General features: G+C 65.6%; 15 protein-coding genes. 13 read left to right on the top strand and 2 right to left on the bottom strand.

What is annotated here, in order from left to right:
* The first annotated feature begins 48 nt into the window (after positions 1 to 48).
* The 13 genes from FB481_RS19595 to trpE all read left to right on the top strand — a co-directional run bounded on the left by FB481_RS19595 (position 49) and on the right by trpE (position 16,853).
* On the top strand, positions 49 to 2,469 hold the full coding sequence (locus FB481_RS19595; protein ID WP_147177450.1) for a PAS domain S-box protein: 2,421 nt from the start codon (positions 49 to 51) through the stop codon (positions 2,467 to 2,469).
* A complete protein-coding gene (locus FB481_RS19590) occupies positions 2,466 to 3,095 on the top strand; it encodes a response regulator transcription factor (RefSeq protein WP_093507250.1) in 630 nt (209 codons plus the stop codon). Before FB481_RS19595 ends, FB481_RS19590 begins: the two co-directional genes overlap by 4 nt.
* 217 nt (positions 3,096 to 3,312) lie before the next feature.
* Positions 3,313 to 4,422, top strand: coding sequence for an ABC transporter ATP-binding protein (locus FB481_RS19585; protein ID WP_093507252.1), 1,110 nt, complete (start codon positions 3,313 to 3,315; stop codon positions 4,420 to 4,422).
* Between the two features lie 44 nt (positions 4,423 to 4,466).
* On the top strand, positions 4,467 to 5,501 hold the full coding sequence (locus FB481_RS19580; protein WP_147177449.1) for an ABC transporter substrate-binding protein: 1,035 nt from the start codon (positions 4,467 to 4,469) through the stop codon (positions 5,499 to 5,501).
* A gap of 115 nt (positions 5,502 to 5,616) precedes the next feature.
* On the top strand, positions 5,617 to 6,864 hold the full coding sequence (locus tag FB481_RS19575; RefSeq protein ID WP_093507256.1) for an ABC transporter permease: 1,248 nt from the start codon (positions 5,617 to 5,619) through the stop codon (positions 6,862 to 6,864).
* A gap of 17 nt (positions 6,865 to 6,881) precedes the next feature.
* Positions 6,882 to 7,709, top strand: coding sequence for an ABC transporter permease (locus FB481_RS19570; RefSeq protein ID WP_075933866.1), 828 nt, complete (start codon positions 6,882 to 6,884; stop codon positions 7,707 to 7,709).
* A 152-nt stretch (positions 7,710 to 7,861) separates the two neighbouring features.
* The gene (locus FB481_RS19565) at positions 7,862 to 9,229 is read left to right on the top strand and encodes a sigma-54-dependent Fis family transcriptional regulator (protein ID WP_093507258.1); all 1,368 of its coding nucleotides are present in this window, start codon (positions 7,862 to 7,864) and stop codon (positions 9,227 to 9,229) included.
* Positions 9,230 to 9,406: 177 nt separating this feature from the next.
* Positions 9,407 to 10,555 carry an iron-containing alcohol dehydrogenase gene (locus tag FB481_RS19560; protein WP_147177534.1) on the top strand — a complete coding sequence of 383 codons (1,149 nt, stop codon included), beginning with the start codon at positions 9,407 to 9,409 and terminating at the stop codon, positions 10,553 to 10,555.
* Between the two features lie 88 nt (positions 10,556 to 10,643).
* The gene (locus tag FB481_RS19555) at positions 10,644 to 12,017 is read left to right on the top strand and encodes a hypothetical protein (protein ID WP_093507260.1); all 1,374 of its coding nucleotides are present in this window, start codon (positions 10,644 to 10,646) and stop codon (positions 12,015 to 12,017) included.
* A 58-nt stretch (positions 12,018 to 12,075) separates the two neighbouring features.
* On the top strand, positions 12,076 to 13,527 hold the full coding sequence (gene gabD, locus FB481_RS19550; RefSeq protein ID WP_093507262.1) for an NADP-dependent succinate-semialdehyde dehydrogenase: 1,452 nt from the start codon (positions 12,076 to 12,078) through the stop codon (positions 13,525 to 13,527).
* Positions 13,528 to 13,814: 287 nt separating this feature from the next.
* A complete protein-coding gene (gene rpe, locus FB481_RS19545) occupies positions 13,815 to 14,489 on the top strand; it encodes a ribulose-phosphate 3-epimerase (RefSeq protein ID WP_093507264.1) in 675 nt (224 codons plus the stop codon).
* Positions 14,486 to 15,166: a phosphoglycolate phosphatase gene (locus FB481_RS19540; protein WP_093507266.1), complete on the top strand. Its 681-nt coding sequence runs from the start codon at positions 14,486 to 14,488 to the stop codon at positions 15,164 to 15,166. The genes rpe and FB481_RS19540 overlap by 4 nt, the downstream gene beginning before the upstream one ends.
* 208 nt (positions 15,167 to 15,374) lie before the next feature.
* Positions 15,375 to 16,853 carry an anthranilate synthase component I gene (gene trpE, locus FB481_RS19535; RefSeq protein ID WP_093507268.1) on the top strand — a complete coding sequence of 493 codons (1,479 nt, stop codon included), beginning with the start codon at positions 15,375 to 15,377 and terminating at the stop codon, positions 16,851 to 16,853.
* 296 nt (positions 16,854 to 17,149) lie between these two features.
* Here trpE and FB481_RS19530 read toward each other — a convergent pair whose 3' ends face one another.
* On the bottom strand, positions 17,150 to 18,880 hold the full coding sequence (locus FB481_RS19530; protein ID WP_147177448.1) for a biotin carboxylase N-terminal domain-containing protein: 1,731 nt from the start codon (positions 18,878 to 18,880) through the stop codon (positions 17,150 to 17,152).
* A complete protein-coding gene (locus FB481_RS19525) occupies positions 18,877 to 20,490 on the bottom strand; it encodes a 5-oxoprolinase/urea amidolyase family protein (RefSeq protein WP_147177447.1) in 1,614 nt (537 codons plus the stop codon). Before FB481_RS19525 ends, FB481_RS19530 begins: the two co-directional genes overlap by 4 nt.
* Positions 20,491 to 20,494 lie beyond the last annotated feature (4 nt).

The raw sequence follows: 20,494 nt of genomic DNA, 5'->3' as shown, positions 1-20,494 counted from the left end.
GTCCCGTGTTCAGCATGGTGGCTTCCGATTCGTTTCTGGTGTTCGTGCATGATCCTGCGTTGGCTGTTTCTTCTGATCCTGAGCATCCCCGCCACGCTGTGGGCGGATGAGCCGCCAGTGGCACCGGCGAGGATCTTCGACGCCGCCCAGCAGCAGTGGCTCGCCGCCAACCCGGTGCTGCGTGCAGGCGTGGTGTTACAGCCGCCCTATGCTCAGCTCGACCGCCGCCTGCATCGTTTGACCGGCGCCAACGTGGAGATCGTCAACACCCTGGCCGCGCTGATGGGTACGCAGGTGCGCTGGCGCACCTTCCAGACGCCTGAGGAACTGGAGCAGGCGCTGCGCAGCGATCAGATCGACCTGGCTTCGGGGCTCAGCCAGACACCAGCCGGCCTGCGCCACTGGCTGTTTTCCGACCCTTTTCTGCGCGTTTCGAACCTGGTGATCGGCGAGCGCGATGGCGGCGGCGCGGTCGATCTGGAGCAGCTCGATGGTCGTGCACCGGTCGCCCTGAAAGGCTCCGATGCTGTGCTCGACTACCTGCGCAGCAACTACCCAAGGCTCAAGCTGGACGTCACCGCCACGCCACGCCAGGCGCTGCAGCGGGTGGTCAATCAGCAGGCCAGCTATGCGGTGCTCGACGAAGCCCAGCTGGGCCGGCTGTCCCGCGAGCCTGAGTTCCTCGGCTTGGCCATCGTCGGTGATATCGGCTTTCCGCAGCTGCTGCGCGTGGCCACTCGGCGCGATAGGCCGGAGCTGGCAGGCATCGTTGATGTCGCCTTGCGCAGCGTTTCGGCGCGGGAGCTGGATGACTTGCACAATCGCTGGCTGCCGCCCAGCTACCTGCAGCAGGAAAGCTCGGCGAGTTTCTGGCGGGCGAGCAGTCTGTTGCTTGGCCTGCTGCTGGTGTTTGCCCTGCTTCTGGCGTGGTGGCTGCGGCGCCAGCGCGACACCCTGGAGTTTCGCCTGCTGGCCGCGCGCCATGAGGTTGAGCTGCGCGAGATTGCCCGCGACGCCTTGCGCCTGTCGCAGTTCTCCATCGACAACAGCACGGTCGGCATCCTCTGGGTCAACTGGGACAGCCACGTGCGCTACGCCAACCAGGCTGCGGAGGCGATGCTCGGCTACCGCAGCGGCGCGCTGGTGGACCGACCGCTGAGCGATTTCGAGCCGGGCATGAGCATGGACCGCTGGCTCGAATTGTGGCGCCTGGCACGTAAAGGGGACGAGCGTCCTCCGAGTTTCGAGACCGAATGCCTGCGCGCCGATGGCAGCCGTCTGCCGGTCGACGTGTCGCTGAGCTTTTTGCAGTACCGCGATACCGAGTACCTGGTGGTGTTCATCACCGATGTCACCGATCGCCGCCGCGCCCTGGCCGCGCTGCAGGAGAGCGAGGCGCGTCTGCAGGGCATTGCCGCCAACGTGCCGGGCGTGGTGTTTCGCCTGGAACGGGCGCGGCCCGGTGATCCGGCGCTGTTCGCTTTTATCGGCGAAGGCAGCGAGAGCCTGGTTGGCTATCGTGCGGCGACCCTGCTGGCGCCCGATCACGGCCTGCGCAGCCTCGTGCACCCGGACGACAAGGCCGACTACCACCGCGTGCAGGACCAGGCCTTCGACAGCGACAGCGACTGGCACTGGCAGGGCCGCATGCTTACCCACACAGGGGATTCGCGCTGGGTCGATATCAAGGCCATGGCCCGGTGCCTGGCCGATGGTCGGGTGATCTGGGACGGGGTGGTCTGGGACATCAGCGACAACAAGCGCAATGAACTGGCGCTGGCCGAATCCCAGGCGCGCCTGCGCGATCTGTCCGCGCACCTGGAAAGCGTGCGCGAGGAAGAGAAGGCGCGCATCGCCCGCGAGGTGCACGACGAGCTGGGTCAGGTGCTCACCGTGCTCAAGCTGGAAACCTCAATGTGCGAGCTGGGCTTCGCCGACCTCGACCCCGGCCTGCGCGAGCGGCTGGACAACATGAAGAAGCTGATCGCCAACCTGTTCCAGCTGGTGCGTGATGTGGCCACCGCGCTGCGCCCGCCGATTCTGGATGCCGGTATCGCCTCGGCCATCGAATGGCAGGCGCGGCGTTTCGAAGCGCGCACGCAGATCCCGTGCCTGGTCGAGGTGCCTGAACACGTGCCGCCGCTGAGCGACGCCAAGGCCACCGGGCTGTTCCGCATTCTTCAGGAGTCGCTGACCAACGTCATGCGCCACGCCCAGGCGCACACGGTGACGGTGCGTCTGGAGCTGCAGGGCGACAGCCTGTGCCTGTCGATCAGCGACGATGGCCGGGGTTTCGACCCGGCCAGCGTGCGCGCCGACTCCTTCGGCCTGGTCGGCATGCGCGAGCGTGTGCTGATGCTCGGCGGACAATTGAACCTCGACAGCCGGCCTGGCGAAGGTACTCTGTTGCGCGTGCGGGTGCCGCTGAGCGAGTGCGACCCGATGATCGAACAGAGGCCAAACGCGTGATCCGAGTACTGGTAGCCGAAGACCACACCATCGTCCGCGAGGGCATCAAGCAGTTGATCGGCATGGCCCGCGACCTGCAGGTAGTCGGCGAGGCGAGCAACGGCGAGCAGTTGCTGGAAACCCTGCGGCAGACGCCCTGCGAAGTGGTGCTGCTGGATATCTCCATGCCCGGCGTCAATGGCCTGGAGGCGATTCCGCGGATTCGTGCGCTGAGTCAGCCGCCGGCGATTCTGGTCTTGTCGATGCATGATGAGGCGCAGATGGCCGCCCGCGCCCTGAAGATCGGCGCGGCGGGTTATGCCACCAAGGACAGTGACCCGGCGTTGCTGCTCACCGCCATCCGCAAGGTTGCCGGCGGCGGGCGCTACATCGACCCGGAACTGGCCGACCGCATGGTCTTCGAGGTCGGCCTGACCGACTCTCGGCCGCCCCACGCGCTGCTCTCCGAGCGCGAGTTTTCGGTGTTCGAGCGTCTGGTGCAGGGCGAGGGCGTCAACGAGATCGCTGCCCACCTGGCGCTCAGCAGCAAGACCATCAGCACGCACAAGGCGCGGCTGATGCAGAAGCTCAACCTGCATTCGGTGGCCGATCTGGTGCGTTACGCGGTCGAGCACAAGCTGATCTGAGCGCGCCGCATATCCATTCGCGACATGCTCTGCTGCGCGGCACTGCATGCTGCCGTCACCGGAGCGCCGATACTTACCCAATCGCGACATCGCTGTAGGGATTGCCCTACAAGCGCCTTTCCGCCTGCCTTATAGCAAAGTGTCAGCACGCCCGATTTCCAGGTTCTAACGCCGGTTCTAGTCTTGGGGCACGGTAGAACAACAGGCAGGTGCGGTGATGGGCGACACTTCTTCGAGCGACATCCTGGTCAGCTTTCGTGGCGTGCAGAAGAGCTACGACGGCGAGAACCTGATCGTCAAAGATCTCAATCTGGATATTCGCAAGGGCGAGTTCCTGACCCTGCTCGGGCCGTCCGGCTCCGGCAAGACCACCAGCCTGATGATGCTGGCCGGCTTCGAGACGCCCACCGCCGGTGAGATCACCCTGGCCGGCAAGCGCCTGAACAACGTGCCACCGCACAAGCGCGACATCGGCATGGTGTTCCAGAACTACGCCCTGTTCCCGCACATGACGGTGGCCGAGAACCTGGCCTTCCCGCTCAGCGTGCGCGGCATGAGCAAGGCCGACGTCGGCGAGAAGGTCAAACGATCCCTGTCCATGGTGCAGCTGGACGCCTTCGCCGGCCGTTACCCGGCGCAGCTCTCCGGTGGCCAGCAGCAGCGTGTAGCCCTGGCTCGCGCCCTGGTGTTCGAACCGCAGCTGGTGCTGATGGACGAGCCGCTCGGCGCGCTCGACAAGCAACTGCGCGAGCACATGCAGATGGAGATCAAGCACATCCACCAGCGCTTGGGCGTGACCGTGGTCTATGTGACCCACGACCAGAGCGAAGCGCTGACCATGTCCGACCGCGTCGCCGTGTTCCACCAGGGCGAGATTCAGCAGATCGCCCCGCCGCGCGAGCTCTACGAGTCGCCGCGCAACACCTTCGTGGCGCAGTTCATCGGCGAGAACAACCGCTTCGCCGGCGAACTGGTCGAGCGTACGGGCGACACCTGCACCGTACAGCTGGGCCGGGGCGAGAAGGTCCAGGCCCTGGCCGTCAACGTCGGCCAACCGGGTGATGCCGTGAGCCTGTCGATCCGCCCGGAGCGCATTCGCCTCAATACCGCCGCCGAGGGCTGCGACAACCGCTTCTCCGGCCGCGTATCGGAATTCATCTACCTGGGCGACCACGTGCGCGTGCGCCTGGAGGTCTGTGGCAAGACCGACTTCTTCGTCAAACAGCCGATTGCCGAGCTCGATCCCGGGCTCGCGGTCGGTGATGTGATCCCGCTCGGCTGGCAGGTCGAGCACGTTCGCGCCCTCGATCCGCTGTCGGCGGAATGATCGGCGTTTTGCGCTTTACCACAGCACTTGGAGCCAACATAAAAATGTCGAAGATATTCTCCCTTTCCGCGCTGACACTGGGCCTGGTTTGCGCTGCACAGGTTCACGCTGCAGACCTCACCGTCATCAACTTCGGTGGCGCCAACAAGGACGCCCAGGTCAAGGCCTACTACCAGCCGTGGGAAGCGGCCGGTAACGGCAAGATCATCGCCGGCGAGTACAACGGTGAGATGGCCAAGGTCAAAGCCATGGTCGACACCAACAGCGTGTCCTGGGACCTGGTCGAGGTCGAGTCCCCCGAACTGGCCCGTGGTTGCGACGAAGACCTGTTCGAAGAGATCGACTACGCGGTAGTCGGCGACAAGAAGGCCCTGGTGCCGGGCGCGGCGTCGATGTGCGGCGTCGGCTTCTTCGTCTGGTCGACCGTCATGGCCTACAACGCCGACAAGCTGAGCACCGCGCCGACCAGCTGGGCGGATTTCTGGGACGTGAAGAAATTCCCGGGCAAGCGCGGCCTGCGCAAGGGCGCCAAGTACACCCTCGAGTTCGCCCTGATGGCCGACGGCGTCGCGCCGAAAGACGTCTACAAGGTACTGGCGAGCAAGGACGGCCAGGAGCGCGCGTTCAAGAAACTCGACGAACTCAAGCCGTACATCCAGTGGTGGGAAGCCGGTGCTCAGCCGCCGCAGTACCTCGCTTCCGGTGACGTGGTCATGAGCTCGGCCTACAACGGCCGCATAGCCGCCACCCAGAAAGAGGGCAGCAGCCTGAAAGTGGTATGGGACGGTGGCATCTACGACTTCGACGCCTGGGCCATCCCGAAGGGCGCGAAGAACAAGGACGAGGCCATGAAGTTCATCGCCTACACCCTGCAGGCGGAAAACCAGAAGACCTATTCGGAAAACATCGCCTACGGCCCGGTGAATCCGAAAGCTGTCGACCTGCTCGACGCCAAGGTCGCCGCCGACCTGCCGACCGCTCCGCAGAACATAGCCAACCAGGTGGCCATGGACGTGACCTTCTGGGCCGACTTCGGCGAAGTGCTGGAGCAGCGTTTCAACGCCTGGGCCGCCAAGTAACGGCGCGCAGCGGGGCAGGGCGTGAGCGCCTTGCCCCTTCGCTTAACGGAGCGCTGGCGTATCGGCGCTCCGGCTTTACCCCCGAATTCTTATTGGCTTCACCGGAGTTATCCCCATGGCCCTAGCAGTGCCCAATGCCGAGGTCGCCGGCCCTACGCTCAAGCAGCGGCTGGCGCGCGCCGAGCGGATGAATCGCCTGAAATCCCAGGCCCTGATCCTGCCGTTGGTGCTGTTTCTCGTCTTCACCTTTCTGGTGCCGATCGTGGCGCTGCTCAACCGCAGCGTGGATAACCCGGACGTGGTCGGCTCGCTGCCGCGCACCGTCGAAGCCATCGACAGCTGGGACGGCCGCGGCCTGCCCGAAGAGCCTGTCTACAAGGCGCTGGCCCTGGACCTGGCCGACGCCCGCGAACAACAGAAGCTGGGCGATCTGTCCAAGCGCCTGAACATGGAGCTGGCCGGCTATCGCAGCCTGCTGGCCAAGACCGGCCGCTCGCTGCCGTTCGAAGCCGAGCCTGCTTCCTACAAGGATGCGCTGGAATCCTTCGACGAGCGCTGGGGCGACCCTGCCTACTGGCAGGTGATTCGCCGCAACAGCAGCTCGTGGACGTCCTACTACCTGCTCGCTGCGCTGGATCATCGCGTCGACGACTCCGGCGCCGTGGTCAAGACCACCCCGGACCAGGCCATCTATCTCGACATCTTCGCCCGCACCTTCTGGATGGGCGCGGTGATCACCGCCATCTGCCTGGCGCTGGCCTATCCGCTAGCGTATCTCTTGGCCAACCTGCCGACCCGCCAGGGCAACCTGCTGATGATCATGGTGCTGCTGCCGTTCTGGACCTCGATCCTGGTGCGCGTGGCGGCGTGGATCGTGCTGCTGCAGTCCGGCGGGCTGATCAACACGGCGCTGATCAAGCTGGGGCTGATCGACCAGCCGCTGGAGCTGGTGTTCAACCGCGCCGGGGTGTACATCTCCATGGTGCACATCATGCTGCCGTTCATGATCCTGCCGATCTACAGCGTCATGAAAGGCATTTCGCCGACCTACATGCGCGCCGCGATTTCCCTGGGCTGTCACCCGTTCGCCAGCTTCTGGCGGGTGTACTTCCCGCAGACCCTGGCCGGTGTCGGCGCCGGTTGCCTGCTGGTGTTCATCCTGTCCATCGGCTACTACATCACGCCTGCGCTGCTCGGCAGCCCGAGCGACCAGATGGTCAGCTACTTCGTCGCCTTCTACACCAACACCACCATCAACTGGGGCATGGCCACCGCGCTGGGCGGCTTGCTGCTGGTCGCCACGCTGCTGCTCTACGTGGTGTACAGCTGGTTGGTGGGTGCGGGTCGGTTGCGTCTGGGTTAATGAACGGAGATTAGAAAATGCTGAGTCCTTACATGTCTCCTGTTGAGCGCGCTTGGTACTACGGCTTGCGCCTGCTCTGCGGCCTGGTGCTGTTGTTCCTGGTGCTGCCGATCCTGGTCATCGTGCCGCTGTCGTTCAACTCCGGCACCTTTCTGATCTACCCGATGCAAGGGTTCTCGATGCGCTGGTACGAGGACTTCTTCGGCTCGGCTGGCTGGATGCGCGCCCTCAAGAACAGCATGATCATCGCCCCGGCGGCGACCGTGCTGGCGATGATTCTCGGCACCCTGGCGGCCATTGGCCTGACCCGTTCGGAGTTTCGCGGCAAGGCGCTGGTGATGAGCCTGCTGATCTCGCCCATGGTGGTGCCGGTGGTCATCGTCGGCGTTGCCAGCTACCTGTTCTTCGCACCGCTGGGCCTGGCCAACGGCTACCTGTCGCTGATCGTGGTGCACGCGGTACTCGGCGTGCCCTTCGTGATCATCACCGTGTCGGCGACCCTGCAGGGCTTCAACTACAACCTGGTGCGTGCGGCGGCCAGCCTCGGCGCCTCGCCGATCACTGCGTTCCGCCGGGTGACCCTGCCACTGATCGCACCGGGCGTGATCTCCGGCGCGCTGTTCGCCTTCGCCACGTCGTTCGATGAGGTGGTGGTCACCCTGTTCCTCGCCGGCCCCGAGCAGGTCACCCTGCCACGGCAGATGTTCAGCGGTATCCGCGAGAACCTCAGCCCGACCATCGCCGCCGCGGCGACCCTGCTGATCGGCTTCTCGATTCTGCTGCTGCTGACCCTGGAATGGCTGCGCGGGCGCAGCGAGAAGATGCGCACCCAGGTCAGCGAATAAGCGTTTTCGCGGCGTAGCCGTAGCCGCCGCAGCCCTTTGGGTTGCGGCGGTTTTTTTATGCCGCCGTTTTCGCTCGCGCCCTGGCGGGTTTTCATGCCTGTCGTCGTCTGCGAGTACACTGCCAGGTCTTCCGCCCGTACCTGGAAAGCCCGATGGATTTCGACGACCCCAGTTTTCGCGAGTTGCTCGACGCGCTGCACGACGGCGTCTACATCACCGACGCCGACGGCATCACCCTCAAGGTCAATGGTGCCTACGAGCGGTTGACCGGTCTGCGCAGCGAGGATGTGGTCGGCCAGCACATGCAGGCGCTGGTGGAGCAGGGCGTGATCTCCCAGTCGGTGTCCCTGCGGGTGCTCAAGGAGGGTCGCGCCCTGTCGCTGATGCAGAGCGTCAGCCAGGGCAAGCGCCTGCTGGTCAGTGGCACGCCGATTCTCGATACGGCCGGCCGCGTGCGTTATGTGGTCAGCACGGTGCGCGACATGACCGAACTGCTGCGCATCAAGCACGAACGCGATGAACTGCAGCAGCTCAAGCAGTTGCGCAACAGCACCGCGAAGCTGCACGCCGGCCAGCGTGACGATTTGCTCGATGCCTCGCCGGTGGCCAACCTGCCGGCTTCCGGGCGCCTGTTCGCCCAGGCCCGGCAGGTGGCCGCCAGCGACGTGAAGGTGCTGCTGCAAGGCGAAACCGGCGTCGGCAAGACGCTGATCGCCCAGTACATCCACAAGCGCAGCCCGCGCGCGGCCCAGCCGTTCCTGGCACTCAACTGCGGTGCGTTGCCGGAGAACCTGATCGAGGCCGAGCTGTTCGGCTACGTGGCGGGTGCCTTCACCGGCGCCGGCAGCAAGGGCAAGCGCGGGCTGCTCGAGCTGGCCCATCAGGGCACGGTGTTTCTCGACGAGATCGGCGACCTGCCGCTGGCCCTGCAGGTCAAGCTGCTCAAGGTGATCGAGGAGAGCCGCTTCATCCCGGTGGGCGGCCTGGAGCTCAAGGAAGTGGACGTGCGCATCATCACCGCCACTCACCATGACCTGCGTCAGATGGTCGCCGAAGGGCACTTTCGCGCCGACCTTTATTACCGCCTCAACGTCGTGCCGATCCATATTCCCGCGCTGCGCGAGCGACCGGAGGAGATTCAGCCACTGCTCGATTTCTACCTGGCCGAATTCAACGCTCGTTACGGGCGGGAACTGGCCTGGGGGCTGGAAGCCCTGGATGCGCTCACCGATTACGCCTGGCCCGGCAACATCCGCGAGCTGATCAACCTGGTCGAGCGGCTGGTGGTGACCTGTACCGGCGAGGCCGTGGAGCTGTTCGACCTGCCCGAGGAAATGCGCGCCCTGCCGGCGAGCCCCAGGGAAGGCAGCCTGCCGCTGCGCAAGCAGGTCGAGCAGCTCGAACGGCGGCTGATCCGCGATGCGCTGGTGCAGCACAAGACCACCCGTGAAGCCGCCAGGGCGCTTGGCTTGAGCCAGGCGACGCTGGTGCAGAAGATGAAGCGCTGGGAGCAAGGCTGATTGGAAAATGGATCAAATGGCGGTGATTTGATCCATTTTCTGATCGAAAGCCACCGCCGCTAACCTGTGACATATCGACGCAACCCTTCTACGGCGAGGGTTTCGCGAGGCTGGCACAGGAATCGCTATGACAGGCCCGAACCCGTCCGCAAGACAACGCACAAAAAGGGCCTGATGATGACTATTTCCGCCTTCAAGATCGCCAATAAGCTGCTCACCGGGCAGGGCGCCGTCGAGCAACTGGCGCACGAACTGCCCCGCCTGAACATCGCCAACCCGCTGATCGTCACCGACGCCATCCTGATCAAGTCGGGCACCGTGGACCACGTGCTCAAGCAGCTCGGCGAGCGTGCTTACGGCATTTTCGACGGTGTGAAGCCGGAGCCCGAAATTGCCATCGTCGAGGCCTGCGCCAAGGTGTACCGCGACGGCGGCCATGACGGCCTGATCGGCGTCGGCGGTGGCAGCGCCATCGACATCGCCAAGGCGGTGGCCGGTTACGTCGGTCATGACGGCGCGCTGGAAGAGCTGTTCGGCATCGATCAGGTCAAGCGCAAGGGCCCGCCGCTGATCGCCATCCCGACCACCGCCGGCACCGGCTCGGAAGTGACCAACGTATCGATCCTGTCGGACAAGAAGGCGCAGCTTAAAAAAGGCATCGTCAGCGACTACCTGCTGCCCGATGTGGCCCTGGTCAGCCCGGTGATGACCCTGACCTGCCCGCGCAGCGTGACGGCCGCCAGCGGCGTCGATGCCCTGGTGCACGCGGTGGAATCGTACCTGTCGGTGCATGCCTCGCCGATCACCGATGCCCTGGCCATCGGCGCCATCAGGCGGATCGCCAAGGCGCTGCCCAAAGCCTACGCCAACCCGGCCGACATCAAGGCACGCGAAGACATGGCCACCGCCAGCTTGATGGCCGGCATGGCCTTCGGCAACGCCGGTGTCGGCGCCGTGCATGCGCTCGCTTACCCGCTAGGTGGGCGCTTCAACATCGCCCATGGGGTCAGCAACGCCTTGCTGCTGCCCTACGTGATGGCCTGGAACAAACTGGCCTGCGTCGAGCGCATGGCCGAGATTGCCAGCGCTCTGGGCGTGCAAACGCACGGCCTGAGCGACAAGGCCGCCGCCGACCTGGCCGTCGAGGCCATGGCCGAGCTGTGTGCCAGCGTCGACATTCCCAAGGGTATGCGCAGCTTCAACGTGCCCGAGGACGCCATCCCGGCCATGGCCGAGGAGGCCAGCAAGATCGACCGCCTGATGCGCAACAACCCGCGGCGCCTGACCGCCGGTGATATCGAGCAGATCTACCGCGCCGCCTACTGACCCATCCGCTGCACCTGATGAAAGCGCCCCGGTTCCGTCGGGGCGTGCTGGTTTACGACCGATACTAATAACACTAGGTAAATCCACGATGTCCGAGCTGCATCAACAAGCCCCGGAAGCGCCTTACACGCCCCTGGGGCCATTCAAGCTGCGCCTGCCTTTCATCCACTACCGCTTTGAGATCTCCGACTACATGCAGGGCCTGCTCATGTGTGCGGTGGATCTGGCGGCGATCCCGCTGATGACCGAGTTCCTCGGCATGCCCTTCGAGGTGGCGCTGGCGGTGGTCATGCTCAACGGCCTGCTGTACCTGGTGCACCACCTGCTCGGCGACCCGGTGGTGCCAGGCTGGATCACCCCGGCCATCCCCATGCTCATGGCCTATTGCGCCCAGTTCCCGGAGGGCCCTGAGCGGGTGCATGCGCTGATCGCCTTCCAGCTGATGCTGGGGGTATTTTCCATCGGCCTGGGCATGACCGGCATGGCGCGCAAGGTGGTGTCGCTGGTGCCCTCGGCCCTCAAGGCGGGGATCATCATGGGCGCCGGCCTCAGCGCGGTGGTCACCGTGTTCAAGGAAGGCGGTCGTTTCGATGCCTTTCCCTGGACCATTTCCATTGCTATCGGCGTGGCCTTCTACCTGGTGTTCTCCATGCACTTCCAGGCGCTGAAGAAGCGCAGCCGCTTCTGGTGGAATTTCGCCAAGCTGGGCATCTTCCCGATCATTCTCCTGGCAGTGATCGTCGCGCCGATCTTTGGCGAGGCGCCGTGGCCGAACATCGAGTGGGGCATCAGCAAGCCGGACTTCGTCACCCTGTGGCAGGAATACACCGTGTTCGGCCTCGGCATGCCGCCGTTGATGATGTTTCTCACCGCCCTGCCCACGGTGTTGGCCGCCTATCTGGTGGTGTTCGGCGACGTGCTCAGCAACAAGGCGATCCTCGAGGAAGGCGGCAAGGTGCGCACCGACGAGAAGATCGACTTCAACCCCAATCGTTCGCACCTGATCTTCGGCGGGCGTAATGCCTTCATGAGCGTGTTCGGCCCTGACGTGGCCATGTGCGGGCCGCAGTGGGCGGCCATGCAGGTGGTGATCACCGAACGCTTCAAGGGTGGCCCCAAGGCGATGAAGTCTATCTACGGCGGAGTCGGCTCGTTCCGCTGGGGCACCAACACCGGCCTGCTGCTGTTGCCGGTGGTCACTCTGGTGCAGCCGATTCTCGGCGTGGCGCTGGCGCTGACCCTGCTGATCCAGGGTTACGTCAGCGTGCGCCTGGGCATCATGGAGGCGCGCAGCCAGCGTGACCTGGGTATCGCCGGGGTGATAGGCGCGGTATTGGCGATCAAGGGCGCCGCCTGGGCGTTCGCCATCGGCCTGGGCCTGTGCGTACTGATCTACGGCACGCGTTTCTTCCGCGGCGAGAACGACCAGACCTTCAGCAAGGATCTGCCGCCGGCAGAGTGACCGCTTTCCCTCTCATCATTACCGCCAGGGCATCAGGCCCTGGCCGGAGGAGTCAATCATGCAACTCAACGATCCCGATCTGCTGCGTCACCAGGCCTATGTCGACGGCCAGTGGTGCAATGCCGCCGATGGCCGTGCCACGGAAATCTTCAACCCGGCCAATGGCCAATCCCTGGGCCTGGTACCCAATCTGGGCGCCGAGGAAACCCGCCGCGCCATCGAGGCCGCCCAGGCGGCGCAGCCAGCCTGGCACGCGCTGACCGCCAAGGAGCGCGCCGCGCGCCTGCGCACATGGTACGAACTGATGCTCGCCAATCAGGACGACCTGGCGCAGATCATGACCGCCGAGCAGGGCAAGCCGCTGGCCGAAGCGCGGGGTGAAGTGCTGTACGCCGCTTCGTTCATCGAGTGGTTCGCCGAGGAAGCCAAACGCGTCTATGGCGACACCATTCCGGGCCATCAAGCTGACAAGCGGTTGATCGTCACCAAGGAGCCGATCGGTGTGGCTGCGGCGATCACCCCGTGGAATTTTCCGGCGGCGATGATCACCCGCAAGGCCGGGCCGGCCCTCGCTGCCGGCTGCGCCATGGTGCTCAAACCGGCGCCGCAGACGCCGTTCAGCGCCCTGGCGCTGGCCGTGCTGGCCGAGCGCGCCGGCATTCCGGCCGGCCTGTTCAGCGTGCTGCCGGCCGATGCCGAGCGCTCCCGCGAAGTGGGCGGTGAGCTGTGCGCCAACCCCATCGTGCGCAAGCTGTCGTTCACCGGCTCCACCGGTGTCGGCATCAAGCTGATGGAGCAGTGCGCGCCGACCCTGAAGAAGCTGTCTCTGGAACTGGGCGGTAATGCGCCATTCATCGTCTTCGACGATGCCGACCTGGACGCTGCGGTCGAGGGCGCCATGGTCGCCAAGTACCGCAACGCCGGGCAGACCTGCGTGTGCGCCAACCGTCTCTACGTGCAGGACGGCGTGTACGATGACTTCGCCGAGAAGCTCGCGGCGGCGGTGGCAAAACTCAAGGTCGGGTCGGGCACCGAGGCCGGCGTGACCACCGGCCCGCTGATCGACGCCAACGCCGTGGCCAAGGTGCAGAGCCATCTGGCCGATGCGCTGGAGAAGGGCGCCAGGGTGCTGCAGGGCGGTCAGGCGCTGGGCGGCAATTTCTTCGCACCCACCGTGCTGGCCGACGTGACCAGCGCCATGCGCGTGGCCCGCGAGGAGACCTTCGGCCCGCTGGCGCCGCTGTTCCGCTTCAGCGACGAAGCCGAAGTGGTGCGCCAGGCCAACGATACCGAGTTCGGCCTGGCCGGCTATTTCTACACCCGCGACCTGGCCCGCGCCTTCCGTGTCGGCGAGGCGCTGGAGTACGGCATGATCGGCATCAACACCGGGCTGATCTCCAATGAGGTGGCGCCGTTCGGCGGCATCAAGGCGTCCGGCCTGGGGCGTGAAGGCTCCAAGTACGGGTTGGACGAGTACCTGGAGATCAAGTACCTCTGCCTGGGTATCTGAGGCGCCGGTACAGGCTATGGGACGTGCTTTAGCCGCGACTGGCTGTGAAACTCGCCGCTAGGGCGCCCTCCACGTAGGACAGGTAGCCCGGGTCGAACGCTGCGACACGCGGGGTCGACCTGGGTATCGCTGCGCTCAACCGCAGGATACTGGCCGCCTTTCTCGGGAGTAGGCCAAGCTTTTATTTCTGGCACCGGAGAGAACGGTACGACCATCGGCCACGCTGGCAGCCATTCGCTCAGCGAGTACAATGCGCGCCACCGTGACCCAGCACTCAGAGGTGCGCCATGCAACCCTTCGCCATCGCCCCGTCGATCCTTTCCGCCGACTTCGCCCGCCTGGGTGAGGAAGTGGACAACGTACTCGCCGCCGGGGCGGACATCGTGCATTTCGATGTCATGGACAACCATTACGTGCCCAACCTGACCATCGGCCCGATGGTCTGCTCGGCGCTGCGCAAGTACGGCATCACTGCGCCCATCGACGCGCACCTGATGGTCAAGCCGGTGGATCGCATCATCGGTGACTTCATCGAGGCCGGCGCCTCGTACATCACCTTTCACCCGGAAGCCAGCGAGCACGTCGACCGCAGCTTGCAGTTGATCAAGGCCGGTGGCGCCAAGGCCGGCCTGGTATTCAACCCGGCCACCCCGCTGGACGTGCTCAAGTACGTGATGGACAAGGTCGACATGATCCTGCTGATGAGCGTCAACCCCGGCTTCGGCGGGCAGAAGTTCATCCCCGGCACCCTCGACAAGCTGCGTGAAGCCCGCGCGCTGATCGACGCCAGCGGTCGCGAGATCCGCCTGGAAATCGACGGCGGCGTGAACGTGCAGAACATCCGCGAGATCGCCGAAGCGGGCGCCGACACCTTCGTCGCCGGCTCGGCGATCTTCAACCAGCCGGACTACAAGGCGGTGATCGACGCCATGCGCGCCGAACTGGCCCAGGTGCGTAGATGAAACCGCTGCGCGCGCTGTGCGCCGGTGAGCTGCCGCGCCTGGTGATGTTCGATCTGGACGGCACCCTGGTCGACTCGGTACCGGACCTGGCCACGGCCGTCGACCGCATGCTGGTCGAACTGGGCCGCGAGCCTGCCGGTGTCGAGCGCGTGCGCCAGTGGGTCGGCAATGGCGCCCGTGTGCTGGTGCGCCGCGCCCTGGCCGGTGGCCTGGATCATTCTGCGGTGGGTGAGGCTGAAAGCGACGAGGCGCTGGCGCGCTTTCTCGATATCTATGCCGACTGCCACGAGCTGATCACCCTGTATCCGGGTGTGCACGAACTGCTCGAAGCCCTGAGTACCGCCGCCGTCGAACTGGCGGTGGTCACCAACAAGCCGGAGCGTTTCGTCGCGCCGCTGCTGGAGCAGGTCGGCCTCGGTGGTTATTTCCGCTGGATCATCGGCGGCGATACCCTGCCGCAGCAGAAGCCCGATCCGGCTGCCTTGCTGCAGGTGATGCGCCTGGCCGGGGTGACGGCCGCGCAATCGCTGTTCGTCGGCGATTCGCGCAGCGACGTACTCGCCGCTCGCGCCGCCGGTGTGCCCTGCGTGGCGGTCAGCTACGGCTATAACCACGGTCGACCGATCGCCGAAGAAGAGCCGCAGTTGGTGGTCGATAGCATGGCCGAGCTGCTGTAGCGGCAATCGGTTGCTTGCGTCGAGCGGCTGCGCTACCTTGGCCGCTCGTTGTTTCCCCCTCTTCGAGATGCTCCCGTGGCGGTCACCTGCAAACTCTGGATGAAAGTCATCAAGGCCCTGGCCCGTTGGCGCTGGCGCGCCTGACATTCCCTGCCGCTGCGCGCGGCCCGTTTGCACCCGACCGATTTCTCATGCCACGAGGCTGATCATGATCCACGAAGAATTCCTGCGTTTAGCCGCCGAAGGCTACAACCGCATTCCGCTCGCCTGCGAAACCATCGCCGACTTCGACACCCCGCTGTCGATCTACCTGAAGCTCGCCGACGCGCCCAACTCCTACCTGCTCGAATCGGTGCAGGGCGGTGAGAAATGGGGCCGGTACTCGATCATTGGCCTGCCGGCGCGCACCGTGCTGCGCGTGCACGGTCACGAGGTGGTGATCACCACCGACGGCGTCGAAGTCGAGCGTCACCAATGTGCCGACCCGCTGGCCTTCGTCGAGGATTTCAAGGCCCGTTACCGGGTGCCGAGCATCGCCGGCTTGCCGCGCTTCAATGGCGGCCTGGTCGGTTACTTCGCCTATGACAGCGTGCGTTACGTCGAGCCCAAGCTGGCCGCCGGGGTGAACCCCGACGCGCTGGGCACCCCGGACATCCTGCTCAACGTCTCCGATGCCGTGGTGGTGTTCGATAACCTGGCCGGCAAGATGCACGCCATCGTCCTGGCCGACCCCGCCGAAGCCGATGCGTTCGCCCGTGGCCAGCAGCAGTTGCAGGACATCCTGCACAAGCTGCGTCAGCCGTTCACGCCGCGCCTGGGCGTGGATCTGAACAAGCCGGCGGGTGCGGAGCCGGCGTTCCGTTCCAGCTTCAGCCGCGAGGATTACGAGCGCTCGGTGGATGCCATCAAGGATTACATCCTGGCCGGCGACTGCATGCAGGTGGTGATTTCCCAGCGCATGTCAATCCCTTTCAAGGCCGCGCCGATTGACCTGTACCGCGCGCTGCGCTGCATCAACCCGACGCCGTACATGTACTTCTTCAACTTCGGCGATTTCCACGTGGTCGGCTCGTCGCCGGAAGTGCTAGTGCGTGTCGAGGACAACCTGGTCACCGTGCGGCCCATAGCCGGCACCCGCCCCCGTGGCGCCACCGAGGAGCAGGACCTGGCGCTGGAACAGGATCTGCTGGCCGATGCCAAGGAAGTCGCCGAGCACCTGATGCTCATCGATCTGGGCCGCAACGACACCGGCCGCGTCTCGGAAATCGGCTCGGTGAAGCTGACCGAGAAGATGGTCATCGAGCGTTATTCCAACGTCATGCACATCGTCTCCAACGTCACTGGTGAGCTGAAGCAAGGGCTGACCTCGATGGACGCCCTGCGCGCCATCCTGCCGGCCGGCACCCTGTCCGGCGCGCCGAAGATTCGCGCCATGGAAATCATCGACGAGCTGGAACCGGTCAAGCGCGGCGTTTACGGTGGCGCGGTCGGTTACTACGCTTGGAACGGCAACATGGACACCGCCATCGCCATCCGCACCGCAGTGATCAAGGACGGCGAGTTGCACGTCCAGGCCGGTGCCGGCATCGTTGCCGACTCGGTGCCTGCACTGGAATGGGAAGAAACCCTCAACAAGCGCCGCGCGATGTTCAAGGCCGTGGCCTTGGCGGAGCAGGGCTCGCTCTGATCCGAGCGAAAAACAAGAAGGGCAGCCTAGGCTGCCCTTCTTGTTTTCGACTTCCTCAGTATCGCTGCGCTCAGCGCCAGGCTACTTCGGACGCAGTTCGTAGGGCGGACTCAGGAGCGAAGCGAACAGTCCGCCAAACCATGCCGATCCTGGCAAAAGGGCAACGGCGTACTGCTTCGCGAGTACGCCCTACCGCGCTACATCCTGTGGAAGCGCGCCATGCGCGCGAAATCACGGGCATGGCCCGTTCCCACGGGTGTAGCCTGGGTGGAGCGTAGCGATACCCGGGGCCGATCTCAGCCTTCGAGTTTGGCCAGCGCCGCGCCGGCGTCCAGATAGGCGCCGGCCTGTTCACGGATACGCAGGGTGCCATCCGCCGGGGCGGTGACCTGGGTTTCCATCTTCATGGCTTCCATCACCGCAATCACCTCACCGGCTTTGACCTGGGCGCCGTCCTCGACCAGCCAGGCGTGCAGGTTGCCGGAGATCGGCGCGCTGACCAGGCCTTCTCCGGCAGCCGGCGCAGCGGCTTGAGGCGTTGGCTGAGTGTTACCGTCCAATGGCGCCAGACCTTGCAGCAGGGCGCTCGGCAGGCCCAGTTCGTGGCGCTTGCCGTCGATCTCGATGAAGGTGCGTAGCACCGCCTCGCCGGCCACCGGCAAGGTACGCGGTGCCAGGGTGATCTGCTCGGCGAAGTCGGTTTCGATCCAGCGCGTGTGTACGGCGAAGTGCCCGCCGGTGAAATCGTCGTGATCCATCACCGCGCGGTGGAAGGGCAGCACCGAGGCGATGCCGTCGATCTGGAACTCGGCCAGGGCGCGGCGCGCGCGGGCGATGGCCTGCTCGCGGGTGGCGCCGGTGACGATCAGCTTGGCCATCATCGAGTCGAATGTGCCAGGCACGCTGGAGCCGCTTTCCACGCCACTGTCCAGGCGCACGCCCGGGCCGCTCGGGGAGCGGAATTCGCTGATCTTGCCCGGGGTGGGCAGAAAGCCCTTGCCGGCATCCTCGGCGTTGATGCGGAATTCGAAGCTGTGGCCGCGCGGAGTCGGCGTTTCAGTGAACGACAGTGGCAGGCCGTCGGCGACGCGCAGCTGTTCGATCACCAGGTCGACGCCCGCGGTTTCCTCGGTTACCGGATGCTCGACCTGCAGGCGGGTGTTCACTTCCAGGAACGACAGGGTGCCGTCGGCGCTGAGCAGGTATTCCACGGTGCCGGCGCCAACGTAGCCGGCCTTGGCGCAGATATCGTGGGCGGACTGATGAATGCGTTGGCGCTGCTCATCGGTGATGAAAGGTGCTGGCGCTTCCTCCACCAGCTTTTGGTTGCGGCGTTGCAGCGAGCAGTCGCGGGTGCCGATCACCACCACGTTGCCTTGGCTATCGGCGATCACCTGGGCTTCGATATGGCGCGGGCGGTCGAGGAACTGCTCGACGAAGCACTCGCCGCGGCCGAAGGCGGCCTCGGCTTCACGCACCGCCGAGGCATACAGCTCGGCCACTTCGTCCATGCGCCAGGCGACCTTCATGCCGCGCCCACCGCCGCCGAACGCGGCCTTGATGGCGATCGGTAGGCCGTGCTGCTCGGCGAAGGCCAGCACTTCGGCGGCGCTCTGCACCGGGCCGGGGGTGCCGGCAACCAGGGGCGCGCCGACCTGCTGGGCGAGTTTGCGTGCCTCGACTTTGTCGCCGAGCACGTCGATGGTTTCCGGGTTCGGGCCGATCCAGATCAGCCCGGCGTCTTGCACGGCACGAGCGAAGTCGGCGCGCTCGGAGAGAAAACCGTAGCCGGGGTGCACGGCATCGGCGCCTGCGCGCTTGGCGATGGCCAGCAGCTTGCCGATGTTCAGGTAGGTGTCGGCCGGGCGCTCGCCGTCCAGCCCATAGGCTTCGTCGGCGTGGCGCACGTGCAGGGCATCGATATCGGCATTGGCGTACACGGCCACGGAGGCCACGCCGTGGTCGCGGCAGGCGCGGGCGATGCGCACTGCGATTTCACCGCGGTTGGCGATCAGGACTTTTTTCATGGTTGGTTCTTCGCATCGGCAGTGAGAAGGGAGGCGTCGGGCTCGAGCTCGACGAACACCTCGATCGGGTTGAAGCGGATCTGCGCGTTGATGGGGATTTGCCCGGCCAGATCCAGGTGGTGGCTGGCCACGGCGGCGATCACCGGATAGCCGCCGGTCAGCGGATGGTCGGCGAGGAACAGCACCGGCTGGCCGCTGGCGGGCACCTGGATGGCGCCCAGTGAGGTGCCTTCGCTGGGCAACTCGGCAGGGTTGCAGCGCTCCAGCGGTACCTCGCCCTCGAGACGAATACCGACCCGGTTGGATTGCGGCGTGACGCGCCACAGCTGGCTGCTCAGGCGCTCGATAGCCGCCGGGGTGAACCAGTCGCTGCGCGGGCCCATGACCACGTCCAGGGTGATGATGTCCTTGGCGGTGGGCAGCTCGAAAGCCGGGCCTTCACTCGTCGATACGCTGCAACCGGCGCTGATCGTATCGAAACCCAGCCGGTCGCCGGCCTTGAGCGGCGGCGGGCCGACCTGGGCCAGGCTGTCGTAGGACAAACTGCCCAGCACCGGCGCCACCTGAAAGCCGCCGCGAATCGCCAAGTAACTGCGCAGCCCGGCCTGGGGCGCGCCGAGGCTGACGCGGTCGCCGTCATCCAGTTCGATGGGCTGGTAATTGCCGGGTTGCCACTGCAGGCCGCTGACGGTGGTTACGGTGATGGGCGTCTGCGCCCCGCTGACGGCGATGAGCGTGCGGCCGTGGCAGACGAAGCTCAGGCCGCCGAGCACCACTTCCAGGCAGGCACAGGCTGAGTCGTTGCCCACTGCGCGGTTGGCGGCGCGCAGGGCACCGCGATCCAGCGCGCCGGACATCGACACGCCCTGGTCGGTATGGCCGGCGCGACCGAGGTCCTGCAGCACCGTTTGCAGGCCGGGGCTGAGGATTTCCAGATAAGCGCCGGTTGGCGTTTCACCGGCAGTTGGCTGCTCGTGCGTTGGCAAACCACCAGCCGGCAGTGGGCCGGCATCCTGGAAGCGCACCTTGTAGCCGGGGCGCAGCAGGGCCGGCTCGTCGCGGCCCAAATCCCACATCTGTAGCGGCGTGACGCCGATGATCTGCCAGCCACCGGGGCTGGCCTTGGGGTAGATACCGCTGAAATTGCCGGCCAGGGCCACGGCACCGGCTGGAATGCGCGTGCGCGGCGTCTGCCGGCGCGGCACCTGGAAGTCGGCGCCGCCGGCCAGGTAGCCGAAGCCGGGGGCGAAGCCGCAGAAGGCCACTTCGTAATCGGCGCTGGTGTGGCGGCGCACCACTTCTTCACGGCTGATGCCGAGCAGCCCGGCGACCTCGTCGAGGTCCTCGCCGTTGTAGTGCACAGGAATTTCCACGCGGCGGCTCTCGCGGGCGCTGCGCCGGCTCAGGTCGCGGCGGGCGAGATCGTCGATCAACGCCTGGCGGTCGACGGCGCTGGGCCGATACTGGATCAGCAGGGTACGGGCCGCCGGGACGATTTCCTCGACCCCGGCGATAGGCTCGGCCTGCAGCGCGTCGAACAGCGCCAGGGTCTCGTCGAGATCCTGCAGTTCGACGAGCAGCGTATCGAGGTTGGCTGGGAGAAAACGCACGGGC

Origin of the sequence: Pseudomonas sp. AG1028, from assembly GCF_007993955.1 — a bacterium.
GTDB lineage: Bacteria > Pseudomonadota > Gammaproteobacteria > Pseudomonadales > Pseudomonadaceae > Aquipseudomonas > Aquipseudomonas straminea.
This window is presented reverse-complemented; position numbering and strand designations above follow the sequence as displayed.